Raw genomic sequence first — 18,559 nt, 5'->3', positions numbered from 1 at the left:
GCGGGAGAGCACAGATGGGTGTTGCCAACCGCGCTAGCAAGGGTCACCTTCCGCGCCAAGGGGAGTTGGACAAATGGCGAGCTGGTGGGAACGTCATGGAGTGCCGCGGCTGATCAAATGCGCCTGCTCGCAAGGGCAGATCATGAAGGCGCGCAGCAAGGTCGTACCGCACGCGGCCGGCGACGTTCTGGAACTCGGCTGCGGCGGCGGCATCAACATGGAATTCTATGATCGCGGCCGGGTGACGGGCTTCACCGGGCTCGACCCCTCGCCCGAACTGCTGGCGATGAGCCGCGCGGCGGCGGCCGCGCATGGCATCGACGCCGACATCCGCGGCGGGGTGGGCGAGGCGATGCCGTTCGAGAGCGGGCGCTTCGACACCGTCGTCACGACCTTCACCCTCTGTTCGGTCGCCGACCAGGCAGCCGTGCTCGCCGAAATCCGCCGCGTGCTGAAACCCGGCGGCACGGCGCTGTTCCTGGAACATGGCGCGGCGCCCGATGCCGGGGTCGCGAAATGGCAGCGGCGGATCGAGCCGGTGTGGAAGCGCATCGGCGGCAATTGCCACCTAACGCGCCCGATCGGCGATGCGTATGAAAGGGCCGGATTTGCGGTCGAGCGGCAGAGTGCCGCCTATATGCCCAAGACACCCCGGCCGTTCGGCTGGGTCGAATATGGCGCGGCGCGCGCCGCAACGTCGTGAAAGGATAGCGCGATGACCCGCTTCTGGCTTGCCTTGCTGACCGCCCTGTTCCTGCTCGCGCCGACAGGCGCCGAGGCGCGCAAGGTCGCGCTGATCGTCGGCAACAGCAATTATGCGAACACCAGCCGCCTCACCAACCCCGCGAACGACATCAAGATCGTCGCCGCGTCGGCGCGGAGCGCGGGGTTCGACGATGTCACCATCGCCGCCGACCTGTCGGTCAACGACTTCCAGAAGGTGATGCGCGATTTCCGCGCCAAGGCCGACGGCGCCGAGATCGCGATGGTCTATTATGCCGGACACGGGATCGAGGCGCAGGGCAAGAACTGGCTGATCCCGACCGACGCGCAGCTGAAGTCCGACCTCGACCTGCCCTATGAAGCGATCAATCTCGACCGGATGATGGAAGCGGTGTCGGGCGCGCAGATCCGGATGATCGTCCTCGATTCATGCCGCAACAATCCGTTCGGCCGCTCGTGGCGGTCGGGGACGCGCGCAGTCGTGAACGGCCTCGCGGGGGTCGAGGCCGACGATGTCCTCGTCATCTTCGCCGCGGCGCCGGGGCAGACCGCCGCCGACGGCACCGGCGGCAATTCGCCCTTTGCGACGTCGCTTGCCAAGCGGCTGCCGCAGCCCGACCTGCCGGTGCAATTGCTCGGCGGCGCGATCCGCGACGATGTGCTGCAAGCGACCGGCGGCCAGCAGCGGCCGTTCGTCAGCGCGAGCATCACCGGCACGCCGGTCTATCTGGTCCCGCGCACCGCGCAGGCCGGGACCGGCAACCGCGCAGCGCTCGAAGATCTGATGTGGAAGGGCGCCGTCGCCGAAAACAGCGCCAGCGCGTTCAAGGCCTATCTGGCTGAATTTCCGAAAGGCAAATATGCGGCGCTCGCCGGTGACAGCGTGGCGCGGCTGACGAAGAATCCGAAAGCCCTGCCGGTGGCCGCCAAGCCGGCCGTGATGGCCGCGGCGCCGACGACGAAGAAATATATGCTTTCGAACGTCCGCGTCGAGGCGGTGAAGCTGACGGGCCGGCTGGGTCTCGGCCTGCCCGACCAGCTCTTCCTCCGCTTCAACACCGGCGAGCGTTTCCCCGAAGGATCGCGCGAGATCTTTTCGATCAAGCGCGGCGAAAGCTGGGTGGTCGACCAGAATTTCGCGTTCGAGCAGCCGGTGAGTTTCCAGCTTCGCGAATTCGACGACATCGGCGGCAGCGACAATATCGGCACGGTCGATATCGGCGCGGTGCCCGGGACGTTCACGAAGACGCTGAACGGCGACGCGAGCGATTATAAGGTGACCTATACGCTGACGGTGGGGTGACTTTCGGACGGGAGTGTCTTCATCGTCACCCCGGACTTGATCCGGGGTCCAATCACGCAGCGCCGGAGGAATGGATCCCGGATCAAGTCCGGGATGACGAGATGGGGTGGATGGAAGGGCTAGTCCTTCTCGCCGACCTCGACCAACCCGTGCCCGACGCTCACGCGTTCGTCGAAGACGAAGCAGCTGCCGTGCCAGCGGCTCTGCGTTTGCGGCACCTGTTCGAGATAGGCGAGAATGCCGCCCTTCAGATGCACGACATCGTCGACGCCTTCGCTGCGCAGGAATGCGGTCGACTTCTCGCAGCGGATGCCGCCGGTGCAGAACATGGCGATGCGCTTGCCCGCGAACTCATCGGCATGGTCGCGCCACCAGCCGGGAAAATCGCCGAAGCTTTTCGTTTCCGGATTCAGCGCGCCGTCAAAGCTGCCATAACCGACCTCGAATCCGTTGCGCGTGTCGATCAGCACGGTGTCCGGATCGTCGACGAGGGCGTTCCAGTCGGCGGGGTCGACATAGGGTGCCGCGTCGCGCGCCGGGTCGATCCCGGGCACCTTCATCGTCACGATTTCCCTCTTCAACCGCACCTTCAGCCGCTGGAACGGCATCGCCGCCGCGACCGAATATTTGACGTCGAGATCGGCGCAATCGGGAAGCGCGCGGATGTGGGCTAGCACGGCGGCAATGCCGGCCTCGGTCCCGGCGACCGTGCCATTGATGCCTTCGCGGGCGAGCAGAAGCGTGCCCTTCACGCCCTGCGCGGTGCACAGGTCGATCAGCGGCTGGCGCAGCGCGGCGGGGTCGTCAAAGGCGGCGAAGCGATAGAGGGCGGCGACGGTGGTCATTGTGGGCGCCCCCTTAACCGTTTGCCTCGAGCTTGTCGAAGGGCCGTCCCTTCCTTCGAAAAGGTGAGGACGATGCTTCGACAAGCTCAGCACGAACGGAGTTGGGTAGCCGTCATCCGAACGGATCGCTCCGCGCGGTCGCATAATGCGCCATCGCCATCGTGGTCCATTGCGCGTTGACGCGGATGCAGGTGGGAAAGACGCTCGCGTCGGTGACCAGAACGTTGGTCGTCCCATGAACACGGCAGTCGGCATCGACGACGCCATATTGCGGGTCTTCGTTGATCGCATTGCCGCCGTGCGGGTGGCTGCTCGACAGCGTGACGTCGTCGGCCTCGGCAATCGCATCCTCGAAGAAGGCGTCGATATCGATGCCGGGGGTGATCGTCTGCCCCCTGGTGAGCGCCGGATAGCATTCGAGCGCGCCCGCCGCGAAATGGACCTTGGTCAGCGTCGCCATCGCGCGCCGCAGCACGGGCAGATCGTCGTCGGTATCGAGGCTGAATTCGAGCTTGCCGTCCTTCACCCGCCCGCGCCGATCGGCCGGGAAGAGAATGCCCGCCGAATGCACACGGCCGAAATTCTTCATCCGCTCCGCATGATCGGCGAACCAGCCGGGCATCAGCGAGGCCATCGCCATCGGCGGCTGGAAATGGCTTTCGAGCAGGAAGTCGCCGCAGTCGACATAGCTGGCCATCTGATCCTCGTCCCACGCATTGCCGCCGACTCCCGGCGGCATCAGCGCGACGACGGGCGAGGCGATGTTGAGCGAGACCTGATAGCCGGTGCCTTCGATATCGCTGCGGTCGAGCAGTTTTGACGACGCGATCGTGCCGCCCGCAACGATCACTCCGACGCGCACGCGGACGAGCGCCCGGGAGCCGTCGGGCAGGATCAGCTTTACGGCTTCGGCCTCGCGCCGCCCGTCATGGGCGGTCTGCCAGACGATGCGGTCGGCCTTGGTGCCGGGGAGGATGCGCGCGCCGAAATCGCGGCACGCATCGGGCAGATAGGTCTGCGCCATCCCCATCCGCCGGCCATAGGCACAGCCCGCGTTGCAATAGCCGCAATAGGCGCAGGCGGTCGGCGTGTTCGGCGGCCCGAAATTCTTGGCGAACCAGTCGGCAATCGCACGCTGGTCTTTCGGCTCGGTCGAGGTCGCGGCATAGCTTTGCCAGCCGTTGATGAGGTGCGGCCCATTGTGCCGCCCGCTGCGCGGTTCGATCTTGGCGATGCCCAGCCGCTGCTGGATCGCGTCGTAACTCTTGTGGAAATCGGCGGCGTCGATCGGTGCACCGACGCTGTTCCACTTTGCCAGCACGTCGACGGCGTCGGGATGCGTCCGCCCCGCCTCGTTCACCCGCAGGCAAATGCCGTTGTTGATCGTCGACGATCCGCCGACGCAGCGCCCCTGAAACACCACGAAATCGCGGTTGGTCGAGGTTTGCAGCGCGCCATGCTTGAACAGGTTCGCGACCATGTCGAGTTCGTGATGGTTGATCCTGGGCGAAGGATAGAAAGGCCCCGCCTCGACGATCAGCACCTTATAGCCGCGCGCCGCGACGTTATAGGCCGCGACCGCACCGCCGGCGCCCGAGCCGATGACGATGACGTCATAGTCGTCCTGAAGCGTCGATGCGTCGAGGATATGGGCATCGTCGATCTCGCGCCCGTCGATACGATCGATCGGGACTTCGCCCGCGCCGCGAACGCGATGCTTGGGAAGCGTGAAGTCGATCTGTCGATGCACGGGATTGGCGGCATTGGCATCCTGGTCGCCGGGTTCGAGCCCCGGCCGCCAATGGCCGTAATAACAGCCGTAAATGATGCCGCGCAGCCGCGCCATGTCCTGAAACAGGTCGAGCTGGCTGTTCTGCAGCCGCGCCTTGATCCGCGCCGCGCGGTCGTCGACATCGGCGAGCGCGAACATCGGCCCCAGCACGATCTCGGTTGCGGTCAGCGACAGGCGGATCTCGTCAAGCTTGGTTCCGCCGACTTTCGCGAACAGCTCGGTGACATTGGCGACAACCTGATCGGGCGTGATCGCCATCGGCGCGCCATGGAACAACGCCTCGGTCAGCGCTTTCAGAAATTTGAGCTGCCCGAAATTGAACGGCGCGGTCATCGCCCTTCCCCCCTTTATCCCCGCCGGCGGGAACGGCGCGGAAAACTGCACAACTTCACCCGGAATCCCCGTGGCGAAATCCCCTTTCACCACGCCATCCGACATCTAAAGCCACAAAAGCCCCGCACAGACGGTTCGAAAATGTGGCTTTTGAGACTTTAAGCAAGAACGCCGATGCGAACGCCCCCGCAACGCGCCAACGTAGCGTGACAAGATATTGTAGGACAGCGGTTTGTCGTGCTGGACGCAGCCCGGATCGAACGGTCTGGGGCAAGGGGCGGATATCAAATGACGTCATGCTGAACTTGTTTCAGCACCCATGGTCCGACCTCTCATTCAGCGCTGCGTCGCGCGAGTGAATTATCAGCAGGTATATTTCTGGAACAGCGCGTTGCGGATCGAGCTGACCGCCGAAAATTTGAGCCCGCCCTTTTTGCCGCGCCAATAGTCGAGGACAGCGCCCCGCACCTCGAGCACCGTGGTTCCCGTCGGCAGGCAGATATTACCCTCGGCCATTTTGGTGTCGCCATAGAGTTTGATCATGTCGTGCGCGGCCATGATGAACGTGTCGCACGTATCGAGCTCGCTCGCGGATTTCGACGTACACAGATCATAGACCTGCTGCCCGGTCTTGAAGACGCCGCTCGACGGCGTGCTGTCCTGCGCCGCGGCGGGCATGGCCGTCGCGGCGCCAAGCAAAACCGCGACGGAGACCGATATACGAACAACAGTGCGAAGCATGACATCCCCCCAGATCGACCCCGTGGGCATGGTCATAACTCGCGGCCCAAGCGAACGCCAGTTCAGGCCGCCGCCTTTTTCGCCTGCCGGTATTTGTGGAGCAGCGGTTCGGTATAGCCCGACGGCTGCGTCACGCCCTCGAAGATCAGCGCGCGGGCCGCCTGGTACGCGATGCCGTCGGGCGTGAGCTTTTCATAGAGCGGATCACCCGCGTTTTGCCCGTCGACCTTTGCCGCCATGCGCGTCAGTGCGGCGTCGACCTGCGCCTCGGTACAGACGCCGTGAAGCAGCCAGTTGGCGAGCGCTTGGCTGGCGATGCGCAGCGTCGCGCGGTCTTCCATCAGGCCGACGTCGTCGATGTCGGGAACCTTCGAACAGCCGACGCCCTGATCGATCCAGCGCACGACATAGCCGAGGATGCCCTGGCAATTATTGTCGAGCTCGCGCGTGATCTCGGCCTCGCTCCAGTTGCGGCCAGTGGCGACGGGAATGTCGAGCAGCCGATCGAGCGACGGCACTGCCTCGCCGGCGATCTCGCGCTGGCGGGCGAACACATCGATCTGGTGATAGTGCAGCGCGTGGAGCGTCGCGGCGGTCGGCGACGGCACCCAGGCGGTGTTGGCGCCCGATTTCGGATGGCCGACCTTGGCGTCGAGCATCGCCTTCATCAGGTCGGGCATCGCCCACATGCCCTTGCCGATCTGAGCCTTGCCGCTGAGCCCGCAGGCGAGACCGATGCGGACGTTGCGATCCTCGTAGGAAGCGATCCAGTCGCTCGCTTTCATCTCGCCCTTCGGGATCATCGGCCCCGCGCGCATGCTGGTGTGGATCTCGTCGCCGGTGCGGTCGAGGAAGCCGGTGTTGATGAAGACGATGCGGTCCTTCACCGCGTGGATGCAGGCGGCGAGGTTGGCGCTGGTCCGGCGTTCCTCGTCCATCACGCCGACCTTCATCGTGTGGCGCGCAAGACCGAGCATATCTTCGACCGCGTCGAACAGGCGGTCGGTGAAGCCGCATTCCTCGGCACCATGCTGCTTCGGCTTGACGATATAGATGCTGCCCGCGCGACTGTTGCGGAGGGTGCTCAGACCCTGGAGGTCGTGGAGCGAGCAAAGGCTGGTGATCACCGCATCGCAGAGGCCCTCGGGCGCCTCGGTGCCGTTCGGCAGCCTGATCATCGGCGTGGTCATCAGATGGCCGACGTTGCGCACGAACATCACGCTGCGGCCGGGCAGCGTGAAGGCGCTGCCGTCGGGAGCGGTCCACGGGCGGTCGGGCTCCATCGCGCGCGTGACCGTCGCACCGCCCTTGGCAAAGCTTTCGGTGAGGTCGCCGCGCATCAGCCCGAGCCAGTTGGTGTAGCCCAGCGTCTTGTCCTCGCCATCGACGGCGGCCACGCTGTCCTCGAGGTCGATGATCGTCGTCAGCGCGGACTCGAGCAGAACGTCGGCGATGCCGGCAGGGTCGGTCCGGCCGATCGCGCTGTCGGCGTCGATCACCACTTCGATGTGCAGACCATTATGCACCAGCAGGATGCCGCCGGGCTTGCTGCCAGCCCATTGTGCGGGATCGGCAAGGGTCAGTTGTCCGCCCTGCCAATCGGCCCAGCGTCCCGATGCGAGCGGCACGGCGTCGTCGAGGAACGCCTTGGCGCGCGCTATCACCGCGGCGCCGCGCGCGGCATCATAACCGCCCGACTTTGCGGGCGGCGCGTCGAGCGCGTCGGTGCCATAGAAGGCGTCGTAAAGGCTGCCCCAGCGCGCATTGGCAGCGTTCAGGGCAAAGCGCGCGTTGAGCGCGGGCACCACCAGCTGCGGCCCCGCCATCGTCGCAATCTCCGGGTCGACATTCGCGGTGCCGACCTGAAACGGCGCCGGTTCGGGGACCAGATAGCCGATCGCGCGCAGGAACGCCTGATAGGCGGCGGCATCATGGGCCTGTCCCTGGCGGCTCTGGTGCCAGGCGTCGATCTGCGCCTGCAGATCATCGCGCTTCGCCAGCAGCGCCGCGTTCTCGGGCGCGAACTTGCCCAGCAGGTCCGCGAAATCGCTCCAGAATTTTCCGGCGTCGAGCCCGGTGCCGGGCAGCGCCTTTGCCTCGATGAAATCGACCAGACGCGAATCGACGGACAGGCCGTTGCGGTCGAGGAAATCAGTCATTCAAGCACCCTTTGGTCAGCGCGAAGCGCGCGATTGGACCCGGGGAGGAAAGGGCCGCCGCCCTATGCCGCGATTGCAACGGGTTGGCAATGCCCCCAAACGCTTCGCATTCGGGCCGATTCATGGCACAATGCGGGGGCCAGCTTGTCCGGGGAGGGAACACGCCATGGTCGACCAACTTCATCACAGCCACGCGCCGTCGCTGTTTGCAAGACAGCCGGTGCTGACCGGCATCGGCGTCGGCATAGCGTCGCTGGCGCCGCACGCCTTTCTGTCACCGCAGGCGTCGCTCGGCTTTGCCGCGGTGCTGATCGGACTGATCGCCGGCGTCTATTTCGGCTTTGCCGTGATGAACGGATCGCCGCGAGACCAGATGGTCGAGTTCAACATCACCGGCGCCTTTGCGGTCGCGGGGCTGCTCGGGCTTCTGCTCTGGCCGATCGTGCTGCCGCTCGCCTATTTCGGTCATGCGCTGTGGGATTTCGCGCACCACAACCGGTCGAAGCTGGGACTCGTCGCCATCCCGCAATGGTATGTGCCCTGGTGCGTCGTGATCGACGTGATCGTCGGCACGGGGCTGCTCGCGATCTGGAAGGTCGACGGGCTGATCTGATCCGGCGGGGGTGCAAAAGCCGCGCGGCGCCTTTATAGGCTCGCGCATGATACCGCGCGAACATCTCGGCACCGCTCCCGTTCCCGGCGGCGAAGCGCTCTACCTGTACCGGCGAGGCAGGGATTTCACGATCGCGCTCGACGGCAACGACCTGATGAGCACGCGGATGAGCGGGTCCGAAGAGGCGCTCGCCGACATGAGCTGCGACCGGTTGCGCGACGGCGCCGACAAGGGCGGAGGCCCGCACCTGCTGGTCGGCGGCTACGGCATGGGCTTTACCCTGCGCGCGGCGCTGGCACGGCTCGGCCCCGACGCGCGCGTCACCGTGGCCGAGCTGGTGCCCGAGATTATCGACTGGGCGCGCGGACCGATGGCCGAGCTGACCGCCGGCTGCCTCGACGATCCGCGGGTCGAGCTGTTGCTGACCGATGTCTCGGGCGTGATCGGCGGCGCGGCGCGGCTTTACGACGCGATCCTGCTCGACGTCGACAATGGCCCCGACGGGCTGACGCGCATCGGCAACGACCGCCTATATTCGATGGGCGGGCTTGCGCGCGCGAAAGCCGCGCTCCGGCCCGGCGGCATATTGGCGATCTGGTCGGCCGCGCCCGATGCCAAATTTTCGCGCCGCCTGAAGGAATCGGGTTTCGCGGTCGAAGAAGTCGTCGTGCGGGCGCGCAGCAACGGCAAAGGGCCGCGGCACATCATCTGGTTCGCGCGCACCCTTTGACCGGCGATGAGAAGGGGTCGCAAAGCCCCTTCCGGCTGGCTATAGCCATGCGATGACCACCCTTTCCGCAACCGACCAGGCGACCCTCGAACGCGCGGCCGACGCGCCGATGCTCGCACAGGTCGAGCAATGGGCGGCGGTGAACAGCGGCACCGGCAATCTGGCGGGGCTGAAGACCGTCGCGGGCCAGCTCGCCGATGCGTTCGCCGCGCTGCCCGGCACCATTCGCCTTGTCGCGCCCGATCCGGTCGAAAGCGTCGATGCCGCAGGCCATGTGCAGACGGCGCAGCGCGGCGACCATCTGCACCTTCGGGTGCGGCCCGAGGCGCCGGTCCAGTTGCTGCTGACCGGGCATATGGACACCGTGTTCGCCGCCGATCATCCGTTCCAGTCGCTCCGATGGCTCGAACCCGGCGTGCTCAACGGCCCCGGCACCGCCGACATGAAGGCGGGGATTTCGGTGATCCTCGCGGCGCTGAACGCGCTCGAAGCATCGCCGCTGGCCAGCCGCGTCGGTTATGACGTGATGATCAACAGCGACGAGGAAACGGGCAGCCACGCCTCGGCAGCGCTGATCGCCGAGCTGGCGAAGGGCAAGACCGCCGCGCTGACCTATGAACCCGCGCTGCCCGATGGCACGCTGGCGGGCGCGCGGCCGGGCAGCGGCAATTTTTCGGTGCTCATTCACGGCCGCTCGGCGCACGCCGGGCGCAATCCCGAGGATGGCCGCAACGCGCTGATCGCCGCCGCCGACCTGGCGCTGCGCCTCAACGCGCTGAAGTCCGCCGAACTCAAGGTCAATCCGGCAAAGATCGATGGCGGCGGCCCGAACAATGTCGTTCCCGATCAGGCGATCCTGCGCGTCAACATGCGCCCGTCGACCCCCGACGCGATGGCCGCCGCCGAAGCGGCGCTGCGCGATGCGATCGCGGCGGTATCGCGCGAGCATGATGTGCATTGCCATCTCTATGGCGGGTTCAACCGGCCGCCCAAGCCGCTCGATGCCGCGGCGACCCGGCTGTTCGAGCTGGTGCGCGACTGCGGCGCCGACCTGGACCTGCCGCCGATCAGCTGGAACGCCACCGGCGGCGTGTGCGACGGCAACAATATCGCGTCATGCGGCGTGCCGGTCGTCGACACGATGGGCCCGCGCGGCGGCGCGATCCACTCGTCGGACGAATTTCTGATCGTCGACAGCCTGGCCGAACGGGCGCAGCTGTCGGCGCTGACCATGACAAGAATAGCGGAACGGGGGATAGTGTGAATTATGTGATCCGGGCGGCAAAGCCGGGCGATTTGCAGAGCATTTACGAGATGGCGAAGCTGACCGGCGGCGGCTTCACCAACCTGCCCCCTGACAAGAAGGCGCTGCGCAGCAAGCTGGAACGCGCGCAGGCGGGCTTTGACTCCGAAAAGGAATATCCCGCCGACGAACTCTATCTGATGGTGCTCGAGGATCTCGACAGCGGCGAAGTGCGCGGCACCTGTCAGATCTTTGGCCAGGTCGGCCAGCGCTGGCCCTTCTATTCGTACCGCATCGGCACCGACAGCAAGCACAGCGAGCAGCTCGGCCGGACCTTTCACGCGCAGGTGCTGATGCTGAGCAACGACCTCAACGGGTCGAGCGAGGTCGGTGGGCTTTTCCTGCATCCCGCGGCACGCGCCGGCGGGCTCGGCTTGCTCCTCGCGCGGTCGCGCTATCTGTTCATCGCGCGCCACCGCCCACGCTTCGGCGACCGCATCTTGGCCGAACTGCGCGGCGTGATCGACGAAGCAGGCGGATCGCCATTCTGGGACGGGGTCGCGGGCAAATTCTTCGGGATGAATTTCCAGGAAGCTGACCAGTTCAATGCCGTCCATGGCAACCAGTTCATCGCCGACCTGATGCCCAAGCATCCGGTCTATATCGCGATGCTGAGCGACCATGCGCGCAGCGTGATCGGCGTCCCGCATCCCACCGGACGCGCCGCGATGCGGATGCTGGAGAATGAAGGCTTTGCGTTCGAAAACTATGTCGACATCTTCGACGGCGGCCCGACGATGACTGCGCGCACCGATCAGGTTGCCAGCATCCGCGACGCGAAGCATGTCGAGGTGACGGGCATCGCCGACGGCGGCGAGGATGCGCTGATCGCAACCGGTCGCCTGGGCGATTTCCGGTGCTGTTTCGGGAAGATCGGGGCTGGCGGGGCCATCGACTCCGATACCGCACGAATTCTGAACATTGGCGCGGGCGATCAGATCAGCTGGATCGGGCGTTAGGCCATGCTCACCGAAATCAACTTCGACGGAATCATCGGCCCCAGCCATAATTATGCGGGGCTCAGCCGCGGCAATATCGCGTCGGCAAGCAACGCGGGCGACGTGTCGCAGCCGCGCGCCGCGGCGCTGCAGGGCATCGACAAGATGCGGCACAATATTGCGCTGGGCCTGGCCCAGGGCTTTTTCATGCCGCTCGACCGGCCCGACGTGCCCTGGCTCGAAACGCTCGGCACCTCGCTCGATCGCGCCGAGACACATCTGCGTGCGCAGGCCTGGTCGGCATCGTCGATGTGGGCCGCCAACGCGGCAACGGTTTCGCCCGCGCCCGACAGCGGCGACGGCAGATGCCATCTGACCGTCGCGAACCTGGTCACCATGCCGCACCGCAGCCACGAGTGGCCGGGCACGCTCGCACAGCTGCGCGTCGCGTTCGCGGATCCCGCGTTCGCGGTGCACAGCCCCGTCCCTGCCCCCTTTGGCGACGAAGGTGCGGCAAACCATATGCGGCTCTGCGACGGGCATGGGTCGCCGGGGGTCGAGATTTTTGTCTATGGCGTCGGTGGCGGCCGCTTCCCGGCGCGCCAGCATCTCGACGCGTCGAAAGCGATCGCGCGCAAGCACGGGCTCGATCCGGCGCGCACGCTGTTCATCCGCCAATCGGACACCGCGATTCAGGGCGGCGCCTTTCACAACGATGTCGTCGCGGTCGCGAACGAGCGCGTGCTCTTCACGCACGAGACGGCGTTCGAGGATCGCGAAGACGCCCATGCGCAAATCCGCGCCGCCTTTCCGGAGGTCGAGATCGTCGAAGTGCCCTCAAGCGCGGTGAGCCTGCCCGAGGCGATCAAATCCTATCTGTTCAACGCGCAGCTCGTCAGCTTGCCGGGTGAAGGCGGCGCTTCGACCGGGCTCGGGACAGGCATGGGGCTGGTGCTGCCGACCGAAGCGCGCGCGATCGAGCCCGTGTGGCGCTGGCTGGAGGATCATGTCGCAGGCAACGGGCCGATCCGGAAACTGCTGCCGGTCGATGTCCGGCAGTCGATGGCGAACGGCGGCGGTCCCGCGTGCCTGCGCTTGCGCGTCGTCGCGGAACCGGCGACCGTCGATCCGCGTTTCATGGCCGATCCGGCGACACTCGACCGGATTTCAGAGGTCGTCGCGGCACATTGGCCCGAAGCGATCGCGCCCGGCGACCTTGCCTCTTCCCCACTCGTCCGCGATGTGCAGCGCGCCCGCGCCGCGTTGTTGGAAGCGTTGGATCTGGGCGAGTTGCTGTAAATCTGGAGGCGGCCGGTAGCCGCCTTCTTCTCCCCTCCCGCAGGCGGGAGGGGGGAATCTCACCATCACCACCCCGGATCGAGCCCGGGATGACCGCAGTTGCTGTAAGCGCCCGCTCCCCAACCCGGAGCCGCCCCGCCACAAGCTCTTCTTGCCATCCTGTGTCGAATTAACTTACAGTTTACCATAAGCCCGCGGCGCCGAATCCCCGATTTGCGCCACTGGCACGCCGCTTGCTTGGGTTATGGTGATGCTGAAAAAAATCGGACGCCTGTTCGTCATCAAGACCAAGTTCGAGGCTTGCCTCATCATTTATGCGCTCGGTGTCGGCGCGATGGCGCGCGGGATGGCGTATCTCGACCATTATCCCGGCATCGGCGGCAAGCTGTTGCTGCTCGCGTGCAGCGGCTCGGTCTTCCTTGCGGGCGCCAAGATTTTCGACTGCCTGCGGTACGAACAGGCCGCCGCCGAGGCAGCGAAGCAGGCGACCTGAGTAATCGGTCATCCAGGCGAAGGCCGGGATCTCGCCGGTGCGGTCTGCCGTTAGGTTGATATCCCCGCGTTCGCCGGGATGACGATTGGCGGTCAGCAGACTTTCGCCCGTCACCAACCTGTGCCAAGGCGCTGGCGATGAGCAGGATCAGCGGGAACCCGACCCTCACCACCGAACATATCTATGGCCTGACGCTGCGCGTCGCGCGCTGGCGCGAAGGCGCCGGTGGAACGCCGCTGCTGTTCCTCAACGGAATCGGCGCCGACATCGCCGCCGCGGCGCCGCTGCTGGCGCAGATACACGGCCGCGAGGTCTGGACGCTCGACATGCCGGGCGTTGGGGCGTCGCCCGACGCGCTGTTGCCTTATGGTGCGCCGACGATGGCGGCGGTGGTGATGGAGATCGCCGACCGCTTCGGACAGAAACAGATCGACCTCGCCGGTTTCAGCTGGGGCGGCGCGATGGCGCAGCAGATTGCGATCCAGTTCCCGGGCCGCGTGCGCCGCCTGGTCCTGATGGCGACGACGCCGACGGTCACCGCGCCGGGCATCGGCTGGGCGGCGCTGCTCGACGACGACATGCTGGCGAGCGGTATGAAGCTGCCGACCGCGACGCCGCTCGGCCTTGCCTATCAGACGATGGCGATGGCAGGCTGGACCAGCGCAGCGATGCTGCCGCATCTGAAAGCCATCCCCGTACTGATCCTGATGGGCGAGCGCGACGGGGTCGTTCCCGCATGCCACGGGCAAGCGATCGCCGATCTGGTCGACGGCGCGGTGCTCGAAGTCGTGCCGGGATCGCACCTGTTCCCCTTCACGCACGCCGCGGACATTTCCGTCCGGATCAGCGCGTTTCTGGACTCGCCGGACGCGGCACAAGCCGCCGCTTGAGGAAATCGGCAATCGCCGCGGCGGTTTCGTCGGGCGCTTCTTCCATCGGCAGATGGCCGATGCCGGGCTCGATCACGACTTCGGACTCCGCAATCCGCTCGTGAAAGGTCTGCGCGGCGGTCGGGTTGATCAGCCGGTCCTTGTCGCCGAACAGGATCAGCGTCGGCACCTTGATCTCGCCCACGCGCGCCGCCATCGCGGGTTCGCGGTTCATCTTCGCGCGCATCACCGTCGCGTCGCGGTTGCCCGGAAAGCGCAGCAACTCCCAATAACGGTCGATCATCGCATCATCGACGATCGCCTGGTTTTCGACCGAACCGCGCAGCGATTCCTCGACCAGCATGCGCGGCGTGATCTTCGTCGCGAGCCAGCGGCCGAACGGATATTGCAGGACGCGGAAGCCGACGTTCGATTCGGGCGCCTTCTCGCCCTTGCGCAGCGGCATACCCGCCGCGTCGATCAGCAACAGCGCGTCGACCTGCGCCGGACGCGCAAGCGCGTAGCGCCATGCGACCCAGCCGCCCATCGAATTGCCGCCGACGACGAAATGGTCGAGCCCGAGCTTGGCCGCGACGACATCGACCGCAGCCATCATGCCTTCGGCCGAATAATCGGTGTCGGGCGGCGCGCCGGTCAGCCCGTGCCCGGGCAGGTCGAGCGTGACGATGCGATAGTCGGCGCCCAGCCGCTTCACCAGCGGCTCCCACGTATGCAGGCTGCTGTTGGCGCCGTGGATCAGCACGATCGGCGGCCCGCCCTGTTTTCCCTGGTCGCGATAATGGATGCGCTGGCCCGCCGGTCCCGCCACGAACGCGGCGTTCGGGCCGCCATATTTGGCGATCATTTCGGCGCGGTCGGTGTCGGGTGTGCGGAGCAACAGGAAGGCGATGATGATCGCGACGACGGTTCCGAGCGGGATCAGGACCCGCTTGCGGCGAAGCAGCGGCCGCCGCGGCGGCGACGGTTCGAATTCATCATCGTCGATCGTCTGCATCACGCCCCCTCCCAGCCAGCAGAAACCAGGGTCAGGAACCTAGCCTGCCGGATCGCGCCGTCAATCTATCCTACGAGTGGATCGGCCGGCGGAATGTTTCAGGCAGGAACAACAGGCCGACGATGACCGTGATCACTGCGATCACGACCGGGTACCAGAGGCCGTAATAGATGTTCCCGGTTGCCGCGACCATCGCAAAGGCGGTCGTCGGCAGGAAGCCGCCGAACCAGCCGTTGCCGATATGATAAGGCAGCGACATCGCGGTGTAGCGGATGCGGCTGGGGAACAGCTCGACGAGCAACGCGGCGATCGGGCCGTAAACCATGGTAACGAGCAGCACGAGATAGAAGAGGACCGCGACGACGAGCGGCTTGTTGATCGCGGCCGGGTCGGCCTTCACCGGATAACCGGCGGCGGCCGTCGCCGCGGCGAGCGCCTTACGGATAGTGTCCGCCGACGCCGCGCGGTCTTCCTCGGCCAGGCGCCAGGGATCGGGCGCGATCAGCACTTTCTTGCCGACCCACACATCGGCGCCCTCGCCCGTGATCCGCTTGCGGGTGACGCTGGAATAGCTGACCCCCGCCTTGGCGAGCGCCGATTTGACGATGTCGCAGCCGGTGCTTTCAAACTTGTTCTTGCCGACGGGATCGAACTGGAACGCGCACGAGCCGGGGTCGGCGACCACCGTCACCGCGGCATTCGCCTGCGCCTTTGCCATTGCCGGATTGGCCGCGCTGGTGAGCAGCTGGAAGGCGGGGAAATAGGTAAGTGCTGCCAGCGCGCAGCCCGCGAGGATGATCGGCTTGCGCCCGATCCGGTCGCTGAGCCAGCCGAAGAGAATGAAGAAAGGCGTGCCGAGCGCGAGCGCGACGGCGATCAGGATGTTCGCGGTCGCGCCATCGACCTTCAGCGTCTTTTCGAGAAAGAAGAGCGCATAGAATTGCCCCGAATACCAGACCACAGCCTGCCCCGCGACCGCACCGAACAGCGCCACGATCACCCATTTGAGGTTCGCCCAGCGGCCGAACGCCTCGGTCAGCGGGGCTTTCGACGTCGTGCCCTCTGCCTTCATCTGCTTGAAGACCGGGCTTTCCTCGAGCTGGAGGCGGATCCAGAGTGAGACGCCGAGCAGGACGATCGAGATCAGGAACGGAATGCGCCAGCCCCATGCGGAAAACGCCTCCTCGCCAAGCGCCGAGCGCGTCGAGATGACGACGAGCAGCGCCGCGAACAGGCCGAGCGTCGCGGTGGTCTGGATGAAGCTGGTGAAGAGGCCGCGCTTTCCCTCGGGCGCATGCTCGGCGACATATGTGGCCGCGCCGCCATATTCGCCGCCGAGCGCGAGCCCTTGCAGCAGGCGCAGCGCGACGAGCAGCGCGGGCGCCGCGGTGCCGATCGACGCATAGCTCGGCAGCACGCCGACAAGAAAGGTCGACAGGCCCATCAGGCCCATGGTCACAAGGAAGGTATTCTTGCGTCCGACAAGATCGCCGATCCGCCCGAACACGAGCGCGCCGAAGGGCCTGACGGCAAAGCCCGCGGCGAAGGCCGCGAGCGCGAAGATGAAGCCGGTGGTCTCGTTGACCCCCGAAAAGAATTGCGCCGAGATGATCGTCGCGAGCAGGCCGTAGAGGTAGAAATCATACCATTCGAAGACGGTGCCGAGCGACGACGCCAGGATGACCTTGCGTTCGCTCTGCCCGCTGTCGGTGGGTGATGTTGCCCCGGCGTCCGGCATCCGCTGCCCCTTCGTTCTTATCGTTGTGCGAAGGTCTAGCGGGTGTCGGCTTGGCGTCAATGGCATCCATCCGTCATTGCGAGCGAAGCGAAGCAATCTCCAGCTATCGTACAATATTGCCGACAGCTGGGGATTGCCGCGTCGCTACGCTCCTCGCAATGACGAGGGTTTAGAGATCAACCGACGCGCTTCACCGCGCTCTTGTGCGCGCCGACGCTTTTGTTGCGCGGGCGGAAGCGGCGCTTGCGCTGGCCTTCGGCCCCTTCGCCGGCTGCACCCTCGCGGCGCGGGCCCCGTTCGCCTTGCGGCTTGCCGCGATGGGCATCGTCGCGCTGGCGCTGCGGATTGCGGCCCTGGCTGCCGGTGTCGCGCGGCGGCGCGACGGGCTTGGGCAGATTGCGCACCATCTCGTTGAAATTCTCGGGCAGCGGCATCGGCTCGGACTTGCTGCGCGTCACGCGTTCGATGTCCTTCATGTACGGCCGCTCGTCGGGCGCGATGAAGCTGATCGCCTTGCCCTCGGCGCCGGCGCGCGCGGTGCGGCCGATGCGGTGGACATATTGTTCGGGCACGTTCGGAATCTCGAAGTTGATGACGTGCGACACGCCCGACACGTCGATGCCGCGCGCGGCGATGTCGGTCGCGACGAGGAGCTTGATCTCGCCCGAACGGAACGCCTGCAGCGCGTGGGTGCGCTGCGACTGGCTCTTGTTGCCGTGGATCGCCATCGCCTTGATCTTCGCGCCCGCAAGGTGGCGCACGACGCGGTCGGCGCCATGCTTGGTGCGGGTGAAGATCAGCGCGCGGTCGATGTCTTCGCTGGCGACGACGGCATGGAGCAGCGCCTGCTTTTCCTTCTGTTCGACGAAGGTCGCAAACTGGCGGATCTTTTCGACGGTGGTCGCCTGTGGCGTTACCGACACGGTGACCGGATCGTTGAGGAACTGTTCGGCAAGGCCGGCGATTTCCTTGGGCATCGTCGCCGAGAAGAACAGGTTCTGGCGGCGCGACGGCAGCAGCTTGGCGATGCGGCGCAGCGAATGGATAAAGCCCATGTCCATCATCTGGTCGGCTTCGTCGAGCACGAAGATTTCGACATCGTCGAGGCGCAGCGCGCGCTGGTCGATCAGGTCGAGCAGGCGGCCGGGCGTGGCAACGAGGATATCGACGCCGCCCGACAGGTCGCGGATCTGCTTGTTGATCGGCACGCCGCCGAACACGGTCGTGACGCTGAGCTTGGTAAAGCGGCCATAGTCACGGCAGCTCTGCGCGATCTGCGCCGCCAGCTCGCGCGTCGGTGCGAGCACGAGCATCCGGCAGCCGCGCGGGGTCGGGCGGTGCGGATAGGTCAGCAGGTGGTGGATCGACGGCAGCGAAAAGCCCGCCGTCTTGCCGGTGCCGGTCTGCGCGATACCGCACAGGTCGCGGCCCTTCATCAGCGGCGGGATCGCCTGCATCTGGATCGGGGTCGGGACGGTATAATCCTTGGCGGCAAGCGCGCGATTGATGTCGGCGTGCAGGCCAAAGTCATTGAAAGTCGTCATAAAATACTCACTATGGGCGACGCGCAGGCGCATCCGTTCGCATCGAACGGACGGCGCACGGGCCGCGGGCTCGAAACGACCCGCGTGAAAGGGTGCCTCTGGGGACAAAGCGCTGGTCCGG

Annotated in this window: 15 protein-coding genes and 1 pseudogene; 9 read left to right on the top strand and 7 right to left on the bottom strand. The window is 65.9% G+C overall.

Annotated features, from left to right (window positions below):
* Positions 1-73: 73 nt before the first annotated feature.
* Both ACO055_RS18195 and ACO055_RS18190 read left to right on the top strand, forming a co-directional pair.
* A complete protein-coding gene (locus tag ACO055_RS18195; RefSeq protein ID WP_422060254.1) occupies positions 74-703 on the top strand; it encodes a class I SAM-dependent methyltransferase in 630 nt (209 codons plus the stop codon).
* Positions 704-715: 12 nt separating this feature from the next.
* Positions 716-2,026 carry a caspase family protein gene (locus ACO055_RS18190; protein ID WP_422060253.1) on the top strand — a complete coding sequence of 437 codons (1,311 nt, stop codon included), beginning with the start codon at positions 716-718 and terminating at the stop codon, positions 2,024-2,026.
* Between the two features lie 143 nt (positions 2,027-2,169).
* Here ACO055_RS18190 and ACO055_RS18185 read toward each other — a convergent pair.
* The 4 genes and pseudogenes from ACO055_RS18185 to ACO055_RS18170 all read right to left on the bottom strand — a co-directional run.
* A pseudogene (locus tag ACO055_RS18185) lies at positions 2,170-2,871 on the bottom strand (rhodanese-related sulfurtransferase); the annotation flags it as partial.
* Between the two features lie 112 nt (positions 2,872-2,983).
* Positions 2,984-4,996, bottom strand: coding sequence for a GMC family oxidoreductase N-terminal domain-containing protein (locus ACO055_RS18180; protein ID WP_422060252.1), 2,013 nt, complete (start codon positions 4,994-4,996; stop codon positions 2,984-2,986).
* A gap of 363 nt (positions 4,997-5,359) precedes the next feature.
* Positions 5,360-5,737, bottom strand: coding sequence for a Rap1a/Tai family immunity protein (locus tag ACO055_RS18175; protein WP_422060251.1), 378 nt, complete (start codon positions 5,735-5,737; stop codon positions 5,360-5,362).
* Positions 5,738-5,799: 62 nt separating this feature from the next.
* Complete coding sequence (locus ACO055_RS18170) at positions 5,800-7,896, bottom strand: malate synthase G (RefSeq protein WP_422060250.1); 2,097 nt, start codon at positions 7,894-7,896, stop codon at positions 5,800-5,802.
* A 166-nt stretch (positions 7,897-8,062) separates the two neighbouring features.
* On the opposite strand from ACO055_RS18170, the gene ACO055_RS18165 reads away from it, so the two are divergent.
* From ACO055_RS18165 to ACO055_RS18135, 7 genes are all read left to right on the top strand, one after another.
* Entirely contained in the window at positions 8,063-8,509 is a 447-nt protein-coding gene (locus ACO055_RS18165) for a hypothetical protein (protein ID WP_422060249.1), read from the top strand.
* 46 nt (positions 8,510-8,555) lie between these two features.
* Positions 8,556-9,239, top strand: coding sequence for a spermidine synthase (locus ACO055_RS18160; RefSeq protein ID WP_422060248.1), 684 nt, complete (start codon positions 8,556-8,558; stop codon positions 9,237-9,239).
* A gap of 52 nt (positions 9,240-9,291) precedes the next feature.
* Positions 9,292-10,503 (top strand): hydrolase, encoded by a 1,212-nt coding sequence (locus ACO055_RS18155; RefSeq protein WP_422060247.1) that lies wholly within the window; start codon positions 9,292-9,294, stop codon positions 10,501-10,503.
* On the top strand, positions 10,500-11,501 hold the full coding sequence (locus ACO055_RS18150) for an arginine N-succinyltransferase (protein WP_422060245.1): 1,002 nt from the start codon (positions 10,500-10,502) through the stop codon (positions 11,499-11,501). Before ACO055_RS18155 ends, ACO055_RS18150 begins: the two co-directional genes overlap by 4 nt.
* 3 nt (positions 11,502-11,504) lie before the next feature.
* Positions 11,505-12,779 (top strand): N-succinylarginine dihydrolase, encoded by a 1,275-nt coding sequence (locus ACO055_RS18145; RefSeq protein ID WP_422060244.1) that lies wholly within the window; start codon positions 11,505-11,507, stop codon positions 12,777-12,779.
* 250 nt (positions 12,780-13,029) lie between these two features.
* Positions 13,030-13,272, top strand: a complete 243-nt coding sequence (locus ACO055_RS18140; protein WP_422060243.1) for a hypothetical protein — start codon at positions 13,030-13,032, stop codon at positions 13,270-13,272.
* A 137-nt stretch (positions 13,273-13,409) separates the two neighbouring features.
* Entirely contained in the window at positions 13,410-14,162 is a 753-nt protein-coding gene (locus ACO055_RS18135) for an alpha/beta fold hydrolase (RefSeq protein ID WP_422060242.1), read from the top strand.
* Here ACO055_RS18135 and ACO055_RS18130 read toward each other — a convergent pair.
* The 3 genes from ACO055_RS18130 to ACO055_RS18120 all read right to left on the bottom strand — a co-directional run bounded on the left by ACO055_RS18130 (position 14,116) and on the right by ACO055_RS18120 (position 18,438).
* Positions 14,116-15,156 (bottom strand): alpha/beta fold hydrolase, encoded by a 1,041-nt coding sequence (locus tag ACO055_RS18130; protein WP_422062493.1) that lies wholly within the window; start codon positions 15,154-15,156, stop codon positions 14,116-14,118. The two genes, ACO055_RS18135 and ACO055_RS18130, sit on opposite strands and share 47 nt — an antisense overlap.
* Positions 15,157-15,226: 70 nt before the next feature.
* Positions 15,227-16,894 carry an MFS transporter gene (locus tag ACO055_RS18125; RefSeq protein WP_422060241.1) on the bottom strand — a complete coding sequence of 556 codons (1,668 nt, stop codon included), beginning with the start codon at positions 16,892-16,894 and terminating at the stop codon, positions 15,227-15,229.
* Positions 16,895-17,070: 176 nt separating this feature from the next.
* Positions 17,071-18,438 (bottom strand): DEAD/DEAH box helicase, encoded by a 1,368-nt coding sequence (locus ACO055_RS18120; RefSeq protein WP_422060240.1) that lies wholly within the window; start codon positions 18,436-18,438, stop codon positions 17,071-17,073.
* Positions 18,439-18,559: the final 121 nt, after the last annotated feature.

The sequence above is a fragment of the Sphingopyxis sp. genome (assembly GCF_965227415.1).
Classification (GTDB): Bacteria; Pseudomonadota; Alphaproteobacteria; order Sphingomonadales; family Sphingomonadaceae; genus Sphingopyxis.
This window is presented reverse-complemented; position numbering and strand designations above follow the sequence as displayed.